This is a genomic window from Pseudomonas sp. AK-TSAG1-1 (genome assembly GCF_056821665.1).
Window position 1 is genome coordinate 565,982 of sequence record NZ_CM165965.1, and the last position, 17,142, is coordinate 583,123.

Sequence of the window (17,142 nt, forward strand, 5' to 3'; positions counted from 1 at the left end):
AACAGGGAATGTCGCGGTCTGCGCTGGAATCCACACTGTTCCCGCAGCCAGATCCGGCCGTGCTGGAGAAATTTCGCAGCCTCAATCCGCAACTCAGCCAATACGCCAAACCTGGGCAACTGATCGTGCTGAGCGATCCACGTAATACGCAATGCACTCGGGAAGAGGCGTTGCTGATGGAGGCGGCGCAGAAAGTTGATGCGGCGTTGGCGCCGATGAGTGATGCGGAGGCGGAGTTTATGGCTCGGCATCATGGGGAGATTGAATCGTTTTTATCGCAGGGTTCGACAAGCGTAGGGATTGGGGCGGCGATGTTCAGTAATCATTTAAAAAATCTCGCCGGCACGTTGAGTGAGTTGGAGTCACTGCATAAGGAAACCTTCGATAAGCACGGCAAGCTTAAAGGTGTTGATTTCTTTGAAAAGCGAAAACAGTTGATGACGCAACTGGATAACAGCCTCAGTCCCTTAATGCGAAAAATGGTTGGTTTGCCCGATCACCCGAACCTTAGGAAAGCACTGGGCATTTCCAGCCGCAGCCTTGTCCATCACTGGAGCAAGGTGGGTACTTCAGCCGGAATTCCGGGGTATGCGATGCATATTGAGGGGGTAAGTAAGGCGAGCAAGGTAATAAAAGTGGGGGGCTGGATCGGAGTTGGGCTACAGGCCACAGCATCGGGAATTAAGGTCAAGGAGACCTGTCGAGAGGGTACTGAAGAGGCTTGCAGGAGAGTGCGGTTCACCGAAAGTGGGAAATTTAGTGGAATTGTCATGGGCGGAGCCGCAGGGGCGGCAATTGCGGGTCCGGTGTGCGCCGCTATCGGGCTTAGCACTTTGGGGGCAGGCGGAATCGCCTGCGGTCTTGTGTTGACTGGTTTGGGTACCGCTGTGCTGGGCAATACTTTCGGGGAGTGGGGCGAGCAAGGGGCAGATGTTGTCTATGAGATCCAGAAATGAGATCGGATATTGAAATGCTGTTCCTGTTAAGTGGTTTGGTATTGATTGCACTTATTTTTCTGTCGTCATTGATTTTGCTGTTTGTGGCTTATTTTTTTGCGCGGGATATCTTTAAGTGTTTGAGCAATTCACCGGCTGTTATTTCTAGAAAACGCACCTTGGGGTGGGAGCCGATTGGCCGATTTCTATTTATTAGTAGTGTGGGCACGCTCATGATCTTCTCGCGTAAATCCATACGAAATGGAGAGCTGGACGCCAAGGATTACGAAGCCTTGCCAGTAGGCTTGCGGCGGATAATTTTATTTTCCAATTGGATGATGTTGGTGTTAAGCACCCTTGCAATAATCGGTGTGGTGTTGGGGAAGGTTAATGGTTGGCTGAGTTAACCATTTTTCGATGATCAATCTGTTTTTGTCATTCAGGTTGTCTCTTTACGCTGGTTTGTAACTCAGCCATTTGTTTTTGTAGATAACAGCATTCTCGATATTGTCGAGAGCTGAATAGGTCGTTGAATGATAAAACTAATTCCCCAACATTGGTTACAGCGTCAGCCGCTAATGGCCGATGAACAACTGTTTGCAGTTCTCAGCAGCACCAGCGATGGCGAGCCATTCAAGATCTGGAGCGGGTCAACTACCGTCCAAGCGCCAAGTCCGATTTGGGCGGATACGATTTACGCCGAGTGGGATGCAGTGATGCCTTTCGTGGGAATTGTCCCGGCAGACAGTGAGTTTCTCGATTGGGTGGCGACTACCGAGTCTCTTGATTGGGGCTGGCTAGCGGTTTCTTCGGCGAGCCTTGAAGTGGTGGTTGAGCATTTGCGCAGTTTGACCCAGGTGTTGATGCCGGACGGCAAAGCGGTGTTTTTCCGTTTTTGGGATGGGCGGTTTCTGTTGCCGATCCTGCATTCGGACGCAGTGGATTCGGCGCAACTGATGCCGGTGATATCGCGCGGTTTGATCAATGGTCAGGCCGTGGCTGTCGGGGGCAGGGCGCAGGCTTCGGAGCGGGTGTTTCCTTGGTGGACAGTACCGGAGTCGGTCTTGGCTGCGGCGGGTGACGACGTTCGCGTCGGCAATGCTGTGCAGTGGCTGAGCGAGGAGCATCCGATGCTCTTCGAGGACTTCCCCGAGCCGGTTCTACGCTGCAAGGTCAGGCAGTTTTTTCAGGTCGCAACGTCGGAAGAATCGTCGCAGTCGGCGTTGTTGGAGTATTTGCTGACAGAGTCGGAGTGAGGTTTCCGGGCGAAGGCCCCGGACGTTTCCTTCGAGTCGCGGCGGTTTTCATGAACTGGTAGGCGATGGGTTGCAGGGATAGCTGATGGACGCCGCCAACTACCGCATCCGCACCGTCGTCCAGGTGCTGGAAAACCTGTGCATGCGCGGCTCGATCGAGTGCGACTCCATCATCCTCAGTGACTTCGCCAAACTCTGCGCCATTCCCTTGCGTGATGGGTGTGATTTGCTGGATGTGATCGGGAAACGATTGGGCTCAATGCCGAACTGAATGTTGGTGAGTTTCAAACTGTGGCGGGTTCTTGAGATGTGAGAGGCCCGCTCGGCCGCCAACCCCTGACTTGCCGCCCGGTAAAAGGTAAACTTCACGGCCCTCGCAGGAGCAGCCATGAATTATCGTCACGCCTTCCATGCCGGCAATCACGCCGATGTGTTCAAACACCTGACTTTGACCCGCCTCATCGCCCTGATGTCGCGCAAGGAGCAGCCGTTTGCCTATCTCGACAGCCACGCCGGCATCGGTCTGTATGACCTGCAGGGTGATCAGGCCAACCGTACCGGCGAGTACCTGGAAGGCATCGCGCGCTTGTGGGATCAGCCGGATCTGCCGGCGCTGACCGCCGACTACATGAAAGTGCTGCACGAGATGAACCCGGATGGCCAGTTGCGCTATTACCCGGGTTCGCCGGAGTTGGCGCGGCGTCTGACCCGGCCGCAGGACCGGGTGATGCTCAACGAGAAGCACCCGGAAGACGGCGTGCTGCTCAAGGACAATATGGCCGGCGACCGTCGGGTGAAGGTGCATCTGGGCGAGGGCTGGCATGTGGCGCGGGCGATGTTGCCGGTGCAGGAGAAGCGTGCGGTGATGTTGATTGATCCGCCGTTCGAACAGATCGATGAAATGCAACGTTGCGCGGCGTCGTTGAAAGAGGCGATTGGCCGGATGCGCCAGACCGTGGCGGCAATCTGGTACCCGGTGAAGGACCAGCGTGCGCTGCGTCGTTTCTATCAGGACCTGGCCGGTACTGGTGCGCCGAAACTGCTGCGCGTGGAGCTGTTGGTGCATCCGCTGGATACGCCGAACAGCCTGAACGGTTCGGGCATGGCGATTGCCAATCCGCCGTGGGGGCTGGAGGAAGAATTGCGTGAGCTGCTGCCGTGGCTGTCCAGGAAACTTGGGCAGACCCAGGGTGGGTGGCAGATGGACTGGTTGATTGCCGAGAGTTGATCAGTTGCTTTGATGGTGTCTGATCGGACGCCTTCGCGAGCAAGCCCGCTGCCACATTTGGAACGCATTTCAAATGTGGCAGCGGGCTTGCTCGCGAAGCTTCCAGGCTTTAGTTGCCCGCCAGACTCGGTGGCATGCACACGCCGGTGCCGCCGATCCCGCAGTAGCCTTCGGGATTCTTCGCCAGGTATTGCTGGTGATACGCCTCGGCGAAGTACACGGTCGGCGCCTGTTCGATGTCAGTGCTGATTTCGCCCAGACCGGCCTTCGACAGTTCAGCCTGATACACCGCTTTGCTCTTGAGCGCCGCATCCAGTTGCTCTGGCGAGGTCGCGTAGATCACCGAGCGGTACTGGGTGCCGATGTCGTTGCCCTGGCGCATGCCCTGCGTCGGGTTGTGCAGTTCCCAGAACATCGCCAGCAGCTCTTCGTAGCTGACTTTGGCCTTGTCATACACCACCAGCACCACTTCGGCGTGGCCGGTCAGGCCCGAGCAGACTTCTTCATAAGTCGGGTTCGGCGTGTAGCCACCGGCGTAGCCGACCACGGTGCTGACCACGCCTTCACGCTGCCAGAAGCGGCGTTCGGCACCCCAGAAGCAACCCAGACCGAAGATCGCGAAGTCGACGTCCTGGAAGAATGGGCCGAGCAGCGGGGTTTCTTCGAAGACGAAGTGCTTTTCAGGCAGGGTCATCGCGGTTTCGCGGCCGGGCAGAGCTTGGTCTTTGGTCGGTAGCACGTTTTTGTTCACCAGAATTTCCGAGCGCAGAACCATGATCGTTCCTCTCAGTCAGGATGGGATGTAAAAAATCAGACCGCCAGTGTGCCCAATGATGCCCAGTTAATCACTACCCAAAATGTGCGGGTACTCGCACCCATTGTAGGAGTGAGCCTGCTCGCGATAGCGGTATTTCAGTAACGAATAAGTTGATTGACCTACCACTATCGCGAGCAGGCTCACTCCTACAAGGGATCTGTGTTGTTTAGAGGCAGAGCGGGCCGCGTGGGTAGCGCTTGAGCGCCTGGATCAGCTCGGCGCCGGGTATCGGGCGGTCGAACAGGTAGCCCTGGCCGACATCGCAGCGGTGGCGACGCAGGAATGCCAGCTGTTCGGCGGTTTCGATGCCTTCGGCCACGACTTTGAGCTTGAGGTTGTGCGCCATGGCGATCACCGCCGAAGTGATTTCCATGTCGTCCTGGTTGTCCGGGATCTCGTGGATGAAGCTGCGATCGATCTTGATGATGTCGATCGGGAATTTCTTCAAATAACTCAGCGACGAATAACCGGTGCCGAAGTCGTCCATGGCCAGGGTCAGGCCCAGGCGCTTGAGCTGGTCGAGCTGCAGGTGCGTGTCTTCGGTGGCTTCCAGCAGCAAACCTTCGGTCAGTTCCAGCTCCAGCAGATTGGCCGGCAGCGCTTCTTCCTTGAGGATGTTGGCGATCGAGGCGACCAGGTCCGGGTCGGAGAATTGCTTGGGCGACAGGTTGATCGCCACTTGCAGATTGCCCATGCCGGCAGCGGTCAGCGCTTTGCTCATGCGGCAGGCCTGACGGGCGATCCACTTGCCGATCGGAATGATCAGGCCGGTCTCTTCGGCGACGCTGATGAACTGGTCCGGACGGATCATGCCACGCTCCGGGTGGTTCCAGCGCAGCAGTGCCTCCATGCCCAGCAGGCGACCGCTGCGCAGGCACAGCTTGGGCTGATAGAACACGTCCAGCTCGTTCTGGGTCAGGGCGCGGCGCAGGTTGTTCTCGACGAACAGCTTGTAGCTGGCCTCGGCGTTCAGCGCCTCGGTGAAGACTTGCACCTGGTGCTTGCCGTTGGCCTTGGCCTTGTGCAGGGCTAGGCCAGCGTTACGCATCAGGGTCTGCGGATCGCGCCCGTGCAGCGGCGCACAGGCCAGGCCGACCGAGCCGGTGACGCTGATCAGCTGGTTGTCGACGAACATCGGTTTGTCGAGGGTCATCAGCAGTTGGCTGGCGATCTGCTGCCCGGCTTCGAGATCGGTATCGTCGAGCAGCACGGCGAACTCGTTACTGGCAAACCGCGCCAGGCTGCCGCTCGGGCTCAGGCTGTTGCGCAGGCGCCGGGCGAGACTGATCAGCAGTTTGTCGCCGGTCTGGTGACCGAGGCTGTCGTTGATTCGTTTGAAGTTGTCGATGTCCACCAGCAACAGGCTGATCGGGGTATCGCTATCCCGGGCGAAGCGTTCGTCCAGATTGCGGATAAATGCAGGCCGGTTACCGAGGTTGGTCAGGTTGTCGGTGTACGCCAGACGCTCGATGCGCTGTTGCGCCAGTTTGGTCTGGGTAATGTCTTCGTAGATGCCGATGTAGTGCGTCAGCTCGCGGTTGTCGCCATACACCTTGGAGATCGACAACTGACCCCAGTACGGTTCGAGGTTCTTGCGCCGGCTCTTGAATTCGCCCTGCCAGCTGTTGCTCTTGGCCAGCGCCGAGGGCGCGTCGAACAGCAGTTCACTGAGGTTTTCCAGGGCCGGAAGCTCCGACAGGCGCTGGCCGTGGACTTCCTCGGTGGAGTACTGGGTGATCGCGGTGAAGCTCGGGTTGACGTACTCGACCACGCCGTCGCAATTGACCAGCAAAAAGGCGTTGGCGCTTTGCTCGACCGCGCGCTGGAACAGGTGCAGGGCGCTTGTGGCGGTGCGACGGTTGTGGTTGTTGATGACCTGGGCGAACTGGTCTGCCAGCTCACCGGCAAAGGCGATTTCGTCGGACTGCCAGGCGCGGGTGACGCCGGTCTGTTCCAGGCAGAGCACGCCGACCACTTGGCCATCGACGCGGATACTGGCGTCGAGCATTGCGTTGACGTCGCGCGGGCGCAGGGCTTCGGCCATCTCGCGGGTGCGCGGGTCGCGCATGGCGTTGTGCGCGTCGATGGCGCGACTGCCGTGCAGGGCGTCCATGTAGTCGGGGAAACCGCTGATGTCGATCACCTCCGGCAGGATGTATTCCTGAGTCGCGCGGTGATACGCCGAAATCGGCACCAGCAGATTACCTTCGAGGTTCCACAGGCTGGCGCAGTCGATTTCATAGATGTCACAGGCGCAGCGGGTGATCAGCTCGGCGGCTTCCTGCAGCGAATTGTGGCTGCTGTAGCGCTGGCGGGCCAGCAACAGGATCAGATCCTGCTGGGCGCGCACCCGATCCAGATGTTGCAGTTGTTCCTGCTGGGCACGCTGGTTGAGTTCCAGAGCGATCTGCAGGCGGGAATTCTGGGTTTCGAGGTCGACGGACGGCAGCGTGGGCGCTTCAGCGAACACGTTATCAACGGCCAGCAAATAGCCGCGCAACAGGTGGCGATTGTGCTGTTTGTAGGCTTCGCCGAGTTCGAGGATGCTCAAGGCGCCGGCGGCGGTGTGCAGGGTGTAGCGCACCAGATAATGCGGGCCGACGCCGAGTTGCTGCTGAATGGTGTCGTGCAGTTGATAGCGCGCTTCAGGCTCCATCAGGCTGGCGTAGGGCGAGCCGACCAGCGCACAGAGTTCGACCGCCGGTTGGCCGAACTGACGCTCGCAGTTGGGGTCGAGAAACAGCATCGCCCAGCTGGCTTCATTCAAGCGCTCGAAACGCAGCATGCCGAGCCGCGAGGGCACAGGCAACTGCGTCACTACCTCGGCCGCCATACGGCTGGCGGCATCGGGTTGGCTCTTCATGAAGGAACTCGCTTGGAAATATGCTGAACGCGCCGGGCTCTCGCCCTCTTTACTGTTGCCTGCGGCAAGGTTGCATCATTGCGGCACCGACTGACAAGAGAGATGAAGGCCAAGTGCTATAAGAATATGTCGGCCGCGCAAGGCATTTCTCCAGCGCCTCTCGTAAAAGAGCAAAAGATCGCAGCCTGCTGCAGCTCCTACAGGGGGCGCACACCCGTGCAGGACCTGCCGAAGGCTGCAATTTTTTAAGGTTTCAGCGTAATTTCATACTGATCGATTGCAGCTTCTTTCCATCCCGATCATGGTAATTGATCAAAATCTGATCAGCCTCAACCACCATGTGCGCGAAGTTGTCTTCACTGACCACTGCGCTGGTCAATTCGTGGTGATAGTCGCCTGCTGCGGTGCGCGCCAGCGGTTGATCGAGGATGAACGTCGAGGCCCTGGCGTAGGGCAACAGCTTGCTGTTATGAAAAGGCGAGGAAACGATGGTGTGGACTTCGAAGTCCGGGTCTTCGCTGTGGCTCAGGCGCGAGGTCAACGAGCCGTGCACGTCGCCCGAGACAAACACCACGTTCCTGATCCGCTGGGTGCGGATGGTTTCCAGCAGGCGCAGGCGTTGCTCCGGGAAGGCTTTCCAGGCGTCGTCGCCGTGCAGCTTGCGATCCGGGTAGAACATCACGCTGGTGACGACGAACTTGACCCGCGCCGGGCTGTTGATCAGCCACTGAAGGAGCGCCTGTTCCTGCGCCTCGTCGAGGATGCGGCGATCATCGGCCGACAGGTTGCGTCGGGTGCGACTGTCGGTCACGAACCATTCAATGTCACCGTCACTGAATTGATACCAGTAGTGCTCGAGCTTTTCCCGGTCGACTTCTTCGTTAGTTGTCAGCTCATGCGCAGGGCTGTGGCTTACTTGATAGATCTCATAAGCCGCCATGGCATTGCGATATAGCGCGTGATCAGACTTTCCGGCATTCGCCGGCCAGTTGTCTTCGATTTCGTGATCATCAAGGATCATGTAAGTCGAGGTGCCGGCCATCAAACGCTGAATGTTGGGTTGGGAGAACGCCGCGCGGTATTTGCTGAGGATCTCTTCGTATTCACGATCAGGTGCGAACAGATTAAGGTCGTCGACGTAAATCTGATCACCCGTCATCAACGTGGCACTGATCGGCGGTTGCGCACCTTCGATCAACTGGTTGATGGAAGCGAAGATCCGGTCGCCGAGGTGGGGCAGCGAGGGGATGCCTGCGCTCATGCGCAAATAGCGGCAGGAGCCGACGATGTAAGCCCGTGGCTGCAGGGCCTGGCTGGAACGGGTACGCAGGCGATAGATTTCCCGGGGCCACTGCAGCGGTAGTTCGGCCACACTGTCCACGGTGTGTACCGGATTCATCGGGCTGAACCAGCCGGTCTGGTATTCATATTCGGTGTCGCTGCTCAAGTTGTTGAGTACGAACACCGCCGTCATGTCGCGCAAACTATCGAGTTCAGCGAAATTACCCGTTGACCACTGTTGTGTGTCTGCCATCCGGTAGCGAATGCCGGCAAATACCGGTGCATTGTCCTGGCGGTCTGCGCGCATGAATATCCGCGCATGATGAGTTGTCACGTGGCCGATGATCGGGCCAATTGTTGGCTTTAACATATTCGAATCCGTTCGAGTAAGTTTGTTGTTGATAAATAACGCAGGGTTTTTGTTATTTAACTAGAGGGACAAAGGTTAGTTGGCCGTCGAGCAAAAATATCGAGGCGAAGTGGACTGTGCTCGTGGCTTAAATAAGCCGAACATGTAGGAAGATGCGCTGGTATTTCTTCAGGCAAAAAAAGCCCCGTCAAACTGACGGGGTTGAGGTACGAGCGTGTGGCGCTCGAAAACGTGAAACACAAGCGGCCCTCCGTTGCCGGAGGGCCGCCTGGGATTACAGCAGGATGGTGCGGATGTCCGCCAGCAGGCTGCCCAGACGCTGGGTGAAGCGTGCGGCAGCGGCGCCGTTGATCACACGGTGATCGTAGGACAACGACAGCGGCAGCATCAGTTTCGGCTGGAAGGCTTTGCCGTCCCAGACTGGCTGGATGGTCGCCTTGGAAACACCGAGGATCGCCACTTCCGGCGCGTTGACGATCGGCGTGAAGCCGGTGCCGCCAATGTGGCCGAGGCTGGAAATGGTGAAGCAGGCGCCCTGCATGTCGTCAGCGGTGAGCTTCTTGTCGCGGGCTTTGGCAGCCAGCGCAGCGGCTTCGGCTGCCAGTTGCAACAGGCTCTTCTGGTCAACGTTCTTGATGACCGGTACCAGCAGGCCATCCGGAGTGTCGACGGCGAAGCCGATGTTGACGTACTTCTTGCGGATAATCGCTTTGCCGCTTGGCGCCAGCGAACTGTTGAAGTCCGGCAGCTCCTTGAGCATGTGCGCGCACGACTTGAGCAGCAGTGGCAGGATTGTCAGCTTGACGCCGGCCTTCTCTGCAACGGCTTTCTGGGCCACGCGGAACGCTTCCAGCTCGGTGATATCAGCCGAATCGAACTGAGTCACGTGCGGGATGTTCAGCCAGCTGCGGTGCAGGCTCGACGCGCCGATTTGCATCAGGCGAGTCATCGGCACTTCTTCGATTTCGCCGAAACGGCTGAAGTCGACGACCGGAATCGGCGGGATGCCCGCACCACCGGTTGCGCCGGCAGCAGCGGCCGGTGCTTCCTTGGCCTTCTGCATCATCGCTTTGACGTAAGTCTGTACGTCTTCTTTCAAGATACGACCGTGCGGGCCGCTGGCGCCGACAGCGTTAAGCTCCACGCCGAACTCGCGAGCCAGTTGACGCACGGCAGGACCGGCGTGAACTTTCGCACCCGGCTTGGCCGGTGCGGCGGCTGGCGCAGCAGCAGGTGCAGGTGCAGCGGCAGCCGGAGCGGCAGCGGCTGGAGCACTTGGAGCAGCAGCGGCAGCTGGAGCCGGGGCAGCAGCAGGCGCTGCGCCTTTGACTTTCAGCTTGAGGATCAGGTCGCCGGTACCGACTTCGTCGTCCAGCTTGATCGAAACGCTTTCCACCACGCCGGCAGCGGGCGACGGGATTTCCATGCTCGCCTTGTCGGATTCCAGGGTGATCAGCGACTGGTCGGCTTCAACGCTGTCGCCAGCCTTGACCAATACTTCGATGATCTTCGCTTTGCCAGCCGAGCCGATGTCCGGAACGTGGATGTCCTGAACGCTGTCGGCCACTGGAGCAGCCGGGGCTGCTGCAGGAGCAGGTGCAGCCGCAGCGGCCGGTGCAGCAGCCTGGGCTGGAGCGGCAGCAGCAGGGGCCGCAGCACCCGCCACTTCCAGATCCAGGATCAGGTCGCCGGTGCCGACTTCGTCGTTGAGCTTGACGCTGATGGCCTTGACCACGCCAGCGGCAGGCGACGGGATTTCCATGCTCGCCTTGTCGGATTCCAGAGTGATCAGCGATTGATCAGCCTCGACCTTGTCGCCGACCTTGACCTGGATCTCGATGATCTGGGCCTTGCCCGACGAACCGATGTCCGGCACGTGCACTTGCTGAACCGAAGCGGCAGCAGGGGCAGCAGGGGCAGCAGGGGCAGCGGCAGGCGCGGCAGCAGGCGCCGCAGCCGGTTTGGCTTCAGCTTTTGCTGCCGGTGCAGCGGCAGGCGCAGGGGCCGCTTGCGCGGCGCCCTCGACTTCCAGCTCAAGCAGTTCGTCGCCTTCTTTCAGGCGGTCGCCCAGCTTCACTTTCAGGCTTTTGATGACGCCGGCTTTCGGGGCCGGCACTTCCATGCTGGCCTTGTCCGATTCCAGGGTCAGGATGCTCTGGTCGGCTTCGATACGGTCGCCGACCTTCACAAACAGTTCAATTACTTCACCTTCACCGCTGCCGATGTCAGGTACGCGAATGAGTTCGCTCACAAAATGTCTCCTCAGCAGTCCAGTGGGTTGCGTTTTTCCGGGTCGATGCCGAACTTGACGATGGCTTCAGCCACCACCTTAGGTTCGATATCACCACGGTCAGCCAGTGCTTCCAGGGCTGCCAACACCACGAAATGACGGTCGACTTCGAAGAAATGACGCAGTTTCTTGCGGCTGTCGCTGCGGCCGAAACCGTCGGTGCCCAGGACTTTGAATTCCTTGGACGGTACCCACTGACGGATCTGCTCGGCGAACAGTTTCATGTAGTCGGTAGAGGCGATGACCGGACCTTTACGGCCGTTCAGGCACTCTTCGACGTAGCTCAGCTTAGGCTTCTGGCCAGGCTTCAGACGGTTGCTGCGCTCTACGGCCAGGCCGTCGCGACGCAGTTCGTTGAAGCTGGTGACGCTCCACACGTCGGCGCCGACGTTGAACTCTTCACGCAGGATCTTCGCCGCTTCACGGACTTCACGCAGGATGGTGCCGGAGCCCATCAGCTGTACGTGGTGCGCCGCATCGCGGGTGTCTTCTTCAAGCAGGTACATGCCTTTCTTGATGCCTTCTTCGGCACCGGCCGGCATGGCTGGCTGCTGGTACGACTCGTTCATCACGGTGATGTAGTAGAAGATGTCCTGTTGCTCTTCGGTCATCTTCTTCATGCCGTCCTGAATGATCACCGCCAGCTCGTAGCCGTAGGTTGGATCGTAGGTGCGGCAGTTCGGGATGGTCGCGGCCAGCAGGTGGCTGTGACCGTCTTCGTGTTGCAGACCTTCACCGTTCAGGGTGGTACGACCGGCGGTGCCGCCGATCAGGAAGCCACGGGTGCGGCTGTCGCCGGCAGCCCAGGCCAGGTCGCCAATACGCTGGAAGCCGAACATCGAGTAGAAGATGTAGAACGGCAGCATCGGCTGGTTGTGGCTGGAGTACGAAGTACCGGCGGCGATGAACGAGCTCATGGCGCCTGCTTCGTTGATGCCTTCTTCAAGGATCTGACCTTTCTGGTCTTCCTTGTAGAACATCACCTGGTCTTTATCGACTGGCTCGTAGAGCTGGCCGACGGACGAGTAGATGCCCAGCTGACGGAACATGCCTTCCATACCGAAGGTACGGGCTTCGTCCGGGATGATCGGAACGATGCGCGGGCCGATTTCCTTGTCCTTGACCAGTTGCGCGAGGATCCGCACGAACGCCATGGTGGTGGAGATTTCACGGTCGCCCGAACCATCGAGGATGGCTTTGAGGGTGTCCAGATCCGGCGTCGGCACGCTGAAGCTTTGCGCGCGGCGCTGTGGCACGAAACCGCCCAGTGCAGTGCGACGCTCGCTCAGGTAGCGGGCTTCGGCGCTGTTTGGCTCTGGCTTGAAGAACGGCAGGTTCTCCAGCTCTTCGTCCTTGACCGGGATGTCGAAACGATCGCGGAACAACTTCAGGCTGTCGACGTCGACTTTCTTGGTGTTGTGCGCCGTGTTTTTCGCTTCGCCGGCACCGGTGCCATAACCCTTGATGGTCTTGGCCAGGATGACGGTCGGTTGTTCTTTGTGGTTGACCGCTTCGTGGTACGCCGCATAGACCTTGTACGGGTCGTGGCCGCCACGGTTGAGTTTCCAGATCTCGTCGTCGGACAGATCAGCAACCATCGCCTTGAGTTCTGGCGTGTTGAAGAAGTGCTCACGGACGAACGCGCCGTCTTTGGCTTTGTAGTTCTGGTACTCGCCGTCGATGACTTCGTCCATGCGACGTTGCAGGATACCGTCGACGTCCTTGGCCAGCAGTGGGTCCCAGAAACGGCCCCAGATGACTTTGGTCACGTTCCACTGTGCACCGCGGAACACGCCTTCGAGTTCCTGGATGATCTTGCCGTTGCCGCGAACCGGGCCGTCGAGGCGCTGCAGGTTGCAGTTGATGACGAAGATCAGGTTGTCCAGCTTCTCGCGGCCGGCCAGGGAGATCGCGCCCAGGGATTCCGGCTCGTCGCACTCGCCGTCGCCCAGGAAGCACCAGACTTTCTGCTTGCCTGGCTGGATGAAGCCGCGGTGTTCCAGGTACTTCATGAAGCGAGCCTGGTAGATCGCCTGGATCGGGCCCAGACCCATGGATACGGTCGGGAACTGCCAGAAGTCAGGCATCAGCCAAGGGTGCGGGTAGGACGACAGGCCCTGACCGTCGACTTCCTGGCGGAAGTTGTTCATCTGGTCTTCGGTGATGCGGCCTTCCATGAACGCACGGGCGTAAACGCCTGGCGAAGTATGGCCCTGGAAGTAGATCAGGTCGCCGCCGTGTTCGTCGGTCGGGGCCTGGAAGAAGTAGTTGAAGCCGATGTCATACAGGGTCGCGCTGGAAGCGAAGCTGGAGATGTGACCACCCAGGTCAGAATCTTTCAGGTTCGTACGCATTACCATGGCCATCGCGTTCCAGCGTACCAGCGAGCGAATGCGGCGTTCCATGAACAGGTCGCCAGGCATGCGTGCTTCGTGGGTTACCGGGATGGTGTTGCGGTAAGGCGTGGTGATGGCGTAAGGGAGCTGCGAGCCGCTGCGGGTCGCGAGTTCGCCCATACGGGTCATCAGATAGTGAGCACGGTCTTCGCCTTCTTTGTCGAGAACCGATTCCAGGGCGTCCAGCCATTCCTGGGTTTCGACGGGATCGAGGTCTTGCATGGCTTGCTCCAGGGCGGAAAGGCTTCCAGAATCGGTTGCCTGAGTTTGCGACTGGCCTTGTGGGCAGACGATTTAAAATTCTTGGATTGCCGACAGGTTGTTCCGGCGGCGTGTAGTTTTACTACAAATCTTTGAGCATTTCAGCCTTTCGGATGTATAGACGAGTAGTAAAACTACAGATGAAAGGCTTGTGGCCTCCGACTGCGTTGTGAGAATAATCGTTAAGGTTGGTCGATTACCATCCGTAAAAGGTGAAACTTTGATGCTGGATGCTAAAGAAGAAGAAATTTCAGCTATTTCTAACTTTTGTTCGACAGTCCTTCGCGTAGCGGGTTTTCATCATTCACTACAAGCGGCCATTTACACGCCGATCAAGGATAGACCATGACCCTGCCCGCGCTTGCCGATCTGCCCGCCATTCTCCTGCCGTTGGTCACTCGATCCGAGCAGTCGTTCCGTACGGCCGTCGCCTCACTGGAAGACGATCATGGCCTTGCCCACTGGACGCCGGAGCGCTGGGCGCAATTGGCTCGCGTCGGCGCCGCCAGCGATTTCGTCATTGAACAGAGCGTTCGTGACCCTTTGATGTTGCTCTCCTTGGTGCAGTCCGGCGAACTCGACCGGCCATTCGCGCCGGGTGAACTGTGCTCGCAGATTGCCGCCGCCGTAAACACCGCACAAAGCGAAGACGAGCTCGGGCGCGTACTGCGTCGTCAGCGCGCCCGTCATCAAGTACGCATCATCTGGCGTGACCTCAATCGCCAGGCCGACCTGGTACAGACCTGTCGCGACCTGTCGGACATGGCCGACGCCACCATCGATCAGGCCTATCAATGGCTGTACAGCCGCCATTGCCAGCAGTTTGGTACACCGACCGGCCGGCGCAGCGGTTTGCCGCAGCAGATGGTCATCCTTGGCATGGGCAAGCTCGGCGCCGTCGAGTTGAATCTGTCCTCGGACATCGATCTGATCTTCGCCTACCCCGAGGGCGGCGAAACCGTCGGGGTTAAACGTGCGCTGGATAATCAGGAATTCTTCATTCGTCTCGGCCAGCGTCTGATCAAGGCCCTTGACCCGATGACGGTCGACGGTTTCGTGTTCCGCGTCGACATGCGCCTGCGCCCGTACGGTTCGTCCGGTGCATTGGTGCTGAGCTTCAATGCACTGGAGCAGTATTACCAGGATCAGGGTCGTGACTGGGAACGTTACGCGATGATCAAGGCGCGGGTGGTGGCCGGCGATCAAGCGGCTGGTGCGCAGTTGCTCGACATGCTGCGACCGTTCGTCTACCGGCGCTATCTGGATTTCTCGGCGATCGAGGCGCTGCGCACCATGAAGCAGCTGATCCAGCAGGAAGTGCGGCGCAAGGGCATGGCCGACAATATCAAGCTCGGTTCGGGCGGCATCCGCGAGGTCGAGTTCATTGCCCAGGCCTTCCAGTTGATCCACGGCGGGCGCGATCTGAGCCTGCAACAGCGTCCTTTATTAAAGGTATTGAGCACGCTGGAGGGGCAGGGTTATCTGCCACCGGCAGTGATCAGCGAGTTGCGTGAAGGCTACGAATTCCTGCGTTACACCGAGCACGCGATCCAGGCGATTGCCGACCGCCAGACCCAGATGTTGCCGGATGGCGCTCAGGATCAGGCGCGCATTGCGTTCATGCTCGGTTTCGCCGATTGGGATGCTTTCCACGAAAAACTGATGTTCTGGCGGGGCCGGGTCGCCTGGCACTTTGCGCAGGTGATCGCTGATCCCGATGAAGAAGAGGGCGCTGATTGCGAAGTGGTGGTTGGCGGTGAGTGGCTGCCGCTGTGGGAAGAGGCACAGGACGAAGAAGCCGCTTGCCGGCAGTTGGAAGAGGGCGGTTTCAAGGATGCGAACAAAGCGCTGAAGGCCCTGGCCGGTTTGCGCGGCAGCCCGCAGTTGCGCGCGATGCAGCGATTGGGGCGTGAGCGTCTCGATGCCTTTATTCCACGATTGCTGGCCCAGGCAGTGGAGCATGCCAATCCGGATCTGGTGCTGGAGCGGGTGCTGCCGCTGGTCGAAGCAGTGGCCCGGCGTTCAGCTTATCTAGTGCTGCTGACGGAGAACCCCGGCGCCCTGCGGCGTTTGCTGACGCTGTGCGCAGCGAGCCCGTGGATTGCCGAGCAGATCACTCGCTTCCCGCTGTTGCTCGACGAATTGCTTAATGAAGGTCGCCTGTTCAAGCCGCCACTGGCCCCTGAGCTGGCTGCCGAATTGCGCGAGCGCCTGACGCGGATTCCCGAAGACGACCTCGAACAACAGATGGAAGCCCTGCGTCACTTCAAGCTCGCGCATCGCTTGCGAGTCGCCGCTTCGGAAATCGCCGGCAGCCTGCCGTTGATGAAGGTCAGCGATTACCTGACGTGGCTGGCCGAAGCGATTCTCGAACAAGTGCTGGCCCTGGCCTGGCGCCAGACGGTCGCCAAGTACGGCACGCCGCTGCGCACCGATGGCACCTTGTGCGATCCCGGCTTCATCATTGTCGGTTATGGGAAAGTCGGTGGGCTGGAACTGGGGCATGGTTCGGACCTGGACCTGGTGTTCATCCATGACGGCGATCCTCAGGCGGAAACCGACGGGCCGAAGCCAATCGATGGCGCGCAGTTCTTCACCCGGTTGGGTCAGCGGATCATTCACCTGCTGACGGCGCAGACCAACTCCGGCCAGCTGTATGAAGTGGACATGCGCCTGCGGCCGTCCGGTGCATCCGGGTTGCTGGTCAGCTCCTTGGGTGCATTTGCCCGCTATCAGGAAAATGAAGCCTGGACGTGGGAACATCAGGCGCTGGTGCGTGCGCGGGTACTGGTGGGCAGTCAGGATGTCGGTCAGGCGTTCGAGAAAGTCCGCGCTCAGGTATTGGGCAAGGCGCGGGATCTGGCGAAGTTGCAGCAGGAAGTCAGTGAGATGCGCGCCAAGATGCGCGACAACCTCGGCAGCAAGGGCACTGCGGCCGGTACGGCGGCAAATGCCTTCGAGGCCACGGCGCCGTTCGACCTCAAGCAGGACGCCGGAGGTATCGTCGATATTGAATTTATGGTGCAATACGCGGCCTTGGCGTGGTCGCACAGCCACCCGCCATTGCTGCGCTGGACTGATAACATTCGCATTCTGGAAGAGCTGGAACACGAAGGGCTGATGCCTGCCGAAGACGCCAGCCTGTTGCGTGAGGCGTATAAAGCCTACCGCTCCGCTGCCCACCGGCAGGCCTTGCAGAAGGACGCCGGGGTGATCCAGGGCGATCAGTTTGTCGAGGAACGCCAGCAGGTATTGCGGATCTGGAAAGAGTTGGGGCTAAGCTGAAACCGGATATTTGAAACACCTGATGGCCCCTGTGGGAGCGGGCTTGCTCGCGAAAGCGGAGTATCAGACGACAATAATGTTGGATGTGAAGACCCTTTCGCGAGCAAGCCCGCTCCCACAGCAGATCTACAGTGTTTGTAGAATTCTCGAGGCGGGGAGG

General features: G+C 59.2%; 10 protein-coding genes and 1 pseudogene. 6 read left to right on the forward strand and 5 right to left on the reverse strand.

All coding sequences use genetic code 11. From position 1 onward, the window contains the following. The first annotated feature begins 970 nt into the window (after positions 1-970). From AC1UK9_RS02495 to AC1UK9_RS02510, 4 genes and pseudogenes are all read left to right on the forward strand, one after another. A complete protein-coding gene (locus AC1UK9_RS02495) occupies positions 971-1,342 on the forward strand; it encodes a hypothetical protein (protein ID WP_157836070.1) in 372 nt (123 codons plus the stop codon). 171 nt (positions 1,343-1,513) lie between these two features. Further along, positions 1,514-2,191: a DUF4123 domain-containing protein gene (locus tag AC1UK9_RS02500; protein WP_482579255.1), complete on the forward strand. Its 678-nt coding sequence runs from the start codon at positions 1,514-1,516 to the stop codon at positions 2,189-2,191. An 82-nt stretch (positions 2,192-2,273) separates the two neighbouring features. Beyond that, positions 2,274-2,462, forward strand: a pseudogene (locus tag AC1UK9_RS02505) (hypothetical protein); the annotation flags it as partial. A gap of 117 nt (positions 2,463-2,579) precedes the next feature. Then, on the forward strand, positions 2,580-3,419 hold the full coding sequence (locus tag AC1UK9_RS02510) for a 23S rRNA (adenine(2030)-N(6))-methyltransferase RlmJ (protein ID WP_482579257.1): 840 nt from the start codon (positions 2,580-2,582) through the stop codon (positions 3,417-3,419). Positions 3,420-3,528: 109 nt separating this feature from the next. Here AC1UK9_RS02510 and msrA read toward each other — a convergent pair whose 3' ends face one another. The 5 genes from msrA to aceE form a co-directional block, all read right to left on the reverse strand. Then, complete coding sequence (gene msrA, locus AC1UK9_RS02515; RefSeq protein ID WP_025110217.1) at positions 3,529-4,194, reverse strand: peptide-methionine (S)-S-oxide reductase MsrA; 666 nt, start codon at positions 4,192-4,194, stop codon at positions 3,529-3,531. Between the two features lie 208 nt (positions 4,195-4,402). Further along, positions 4,403-7,099, reverse strand: coding sequence for a putative bifunctional diguanylate cyclase/phosphodiesterase (locus AC1UK9_RS02520; protein WP_482579258.1), 2,697 nt, complete (start codon positions 7,097-7,099; stop codon positions 4,403-4,405). A 253-nt stretch (positions 7,100-7,352) separates the two neighbouring features. Further along, positions 7,353-8,750, reverse strand: coding sequence for an alkaline phosphatase D family protein (locus tag AC1UK9_RS02525; RefSeq protein ID WP_482579259.1), 1,398 nt, complete (start codon positions 8,748-8,750; stop codon positions 7,353-7,355). A 274-nt stretch (positions 8,751-9,024) separates the two neighbouring features. Continuing rightward, entirely contained in the window at positions 9,025-11,001 is a 1,977-nt protein-coding gene (gene aceF / locus AC1UK9_RS02530; RefSeq protein WP_482579261.1) for a dihydrolipoyllysine-residue acetyltransferase, read from the reverse strand. Positions 11,002-11,012: 11 nt separating this feature from the next. Beyond that, positions 11,013-13,658, reverse strand: coding sequence for a pyruvate dehydrogenase (acetyl-transferring), homodimeric type (gene aceE / locus AC1UK9_RS02535; protein ID WP_007915682.1), 2,646 nt, complete (start codon positions 13,656-13,658; stop codon positions 11,013-11,015). A 262-nt stretch (positions 13,659-13,920) separates the two neighbouring features. Here aceE and AC1UK9_RS02540 point away from each other — a divergent pair, with 262 nt between their 5' ends. Beyond that, a complete protein-coding gene (locus tag AC1UK9_RS02540; RefSeq protein ID WP_473014280.1) occupies positions 13,921-14,046 on the forward strand; it encodes a hypothetical protein in 126 nt (41 codons plus the stop codon). Next, positions 14,043-16,982: a bifunctional [glutamate--ammonia ligase]-adenylyl-L-tyrosine phosphorylase/[glutamate--ammonia-ligase] adenylyltransferase gene (gene glnE, locus AC1UK9_RS02545; protein ID WP_482579264.1), complete on the forward strand. Its 2,940-nt coding sequence runs from the start codon at positions 14,043-14,045 to the stop codon at positions 16,980-16,982. The genes AC1UK9_RS02540 and glnE overlap by 4 nt, the downstream gene beginning before the upstream one ends. The last annotated feature ends 160 nt before the right edge of the window (positions 16,983-17,142 follow it).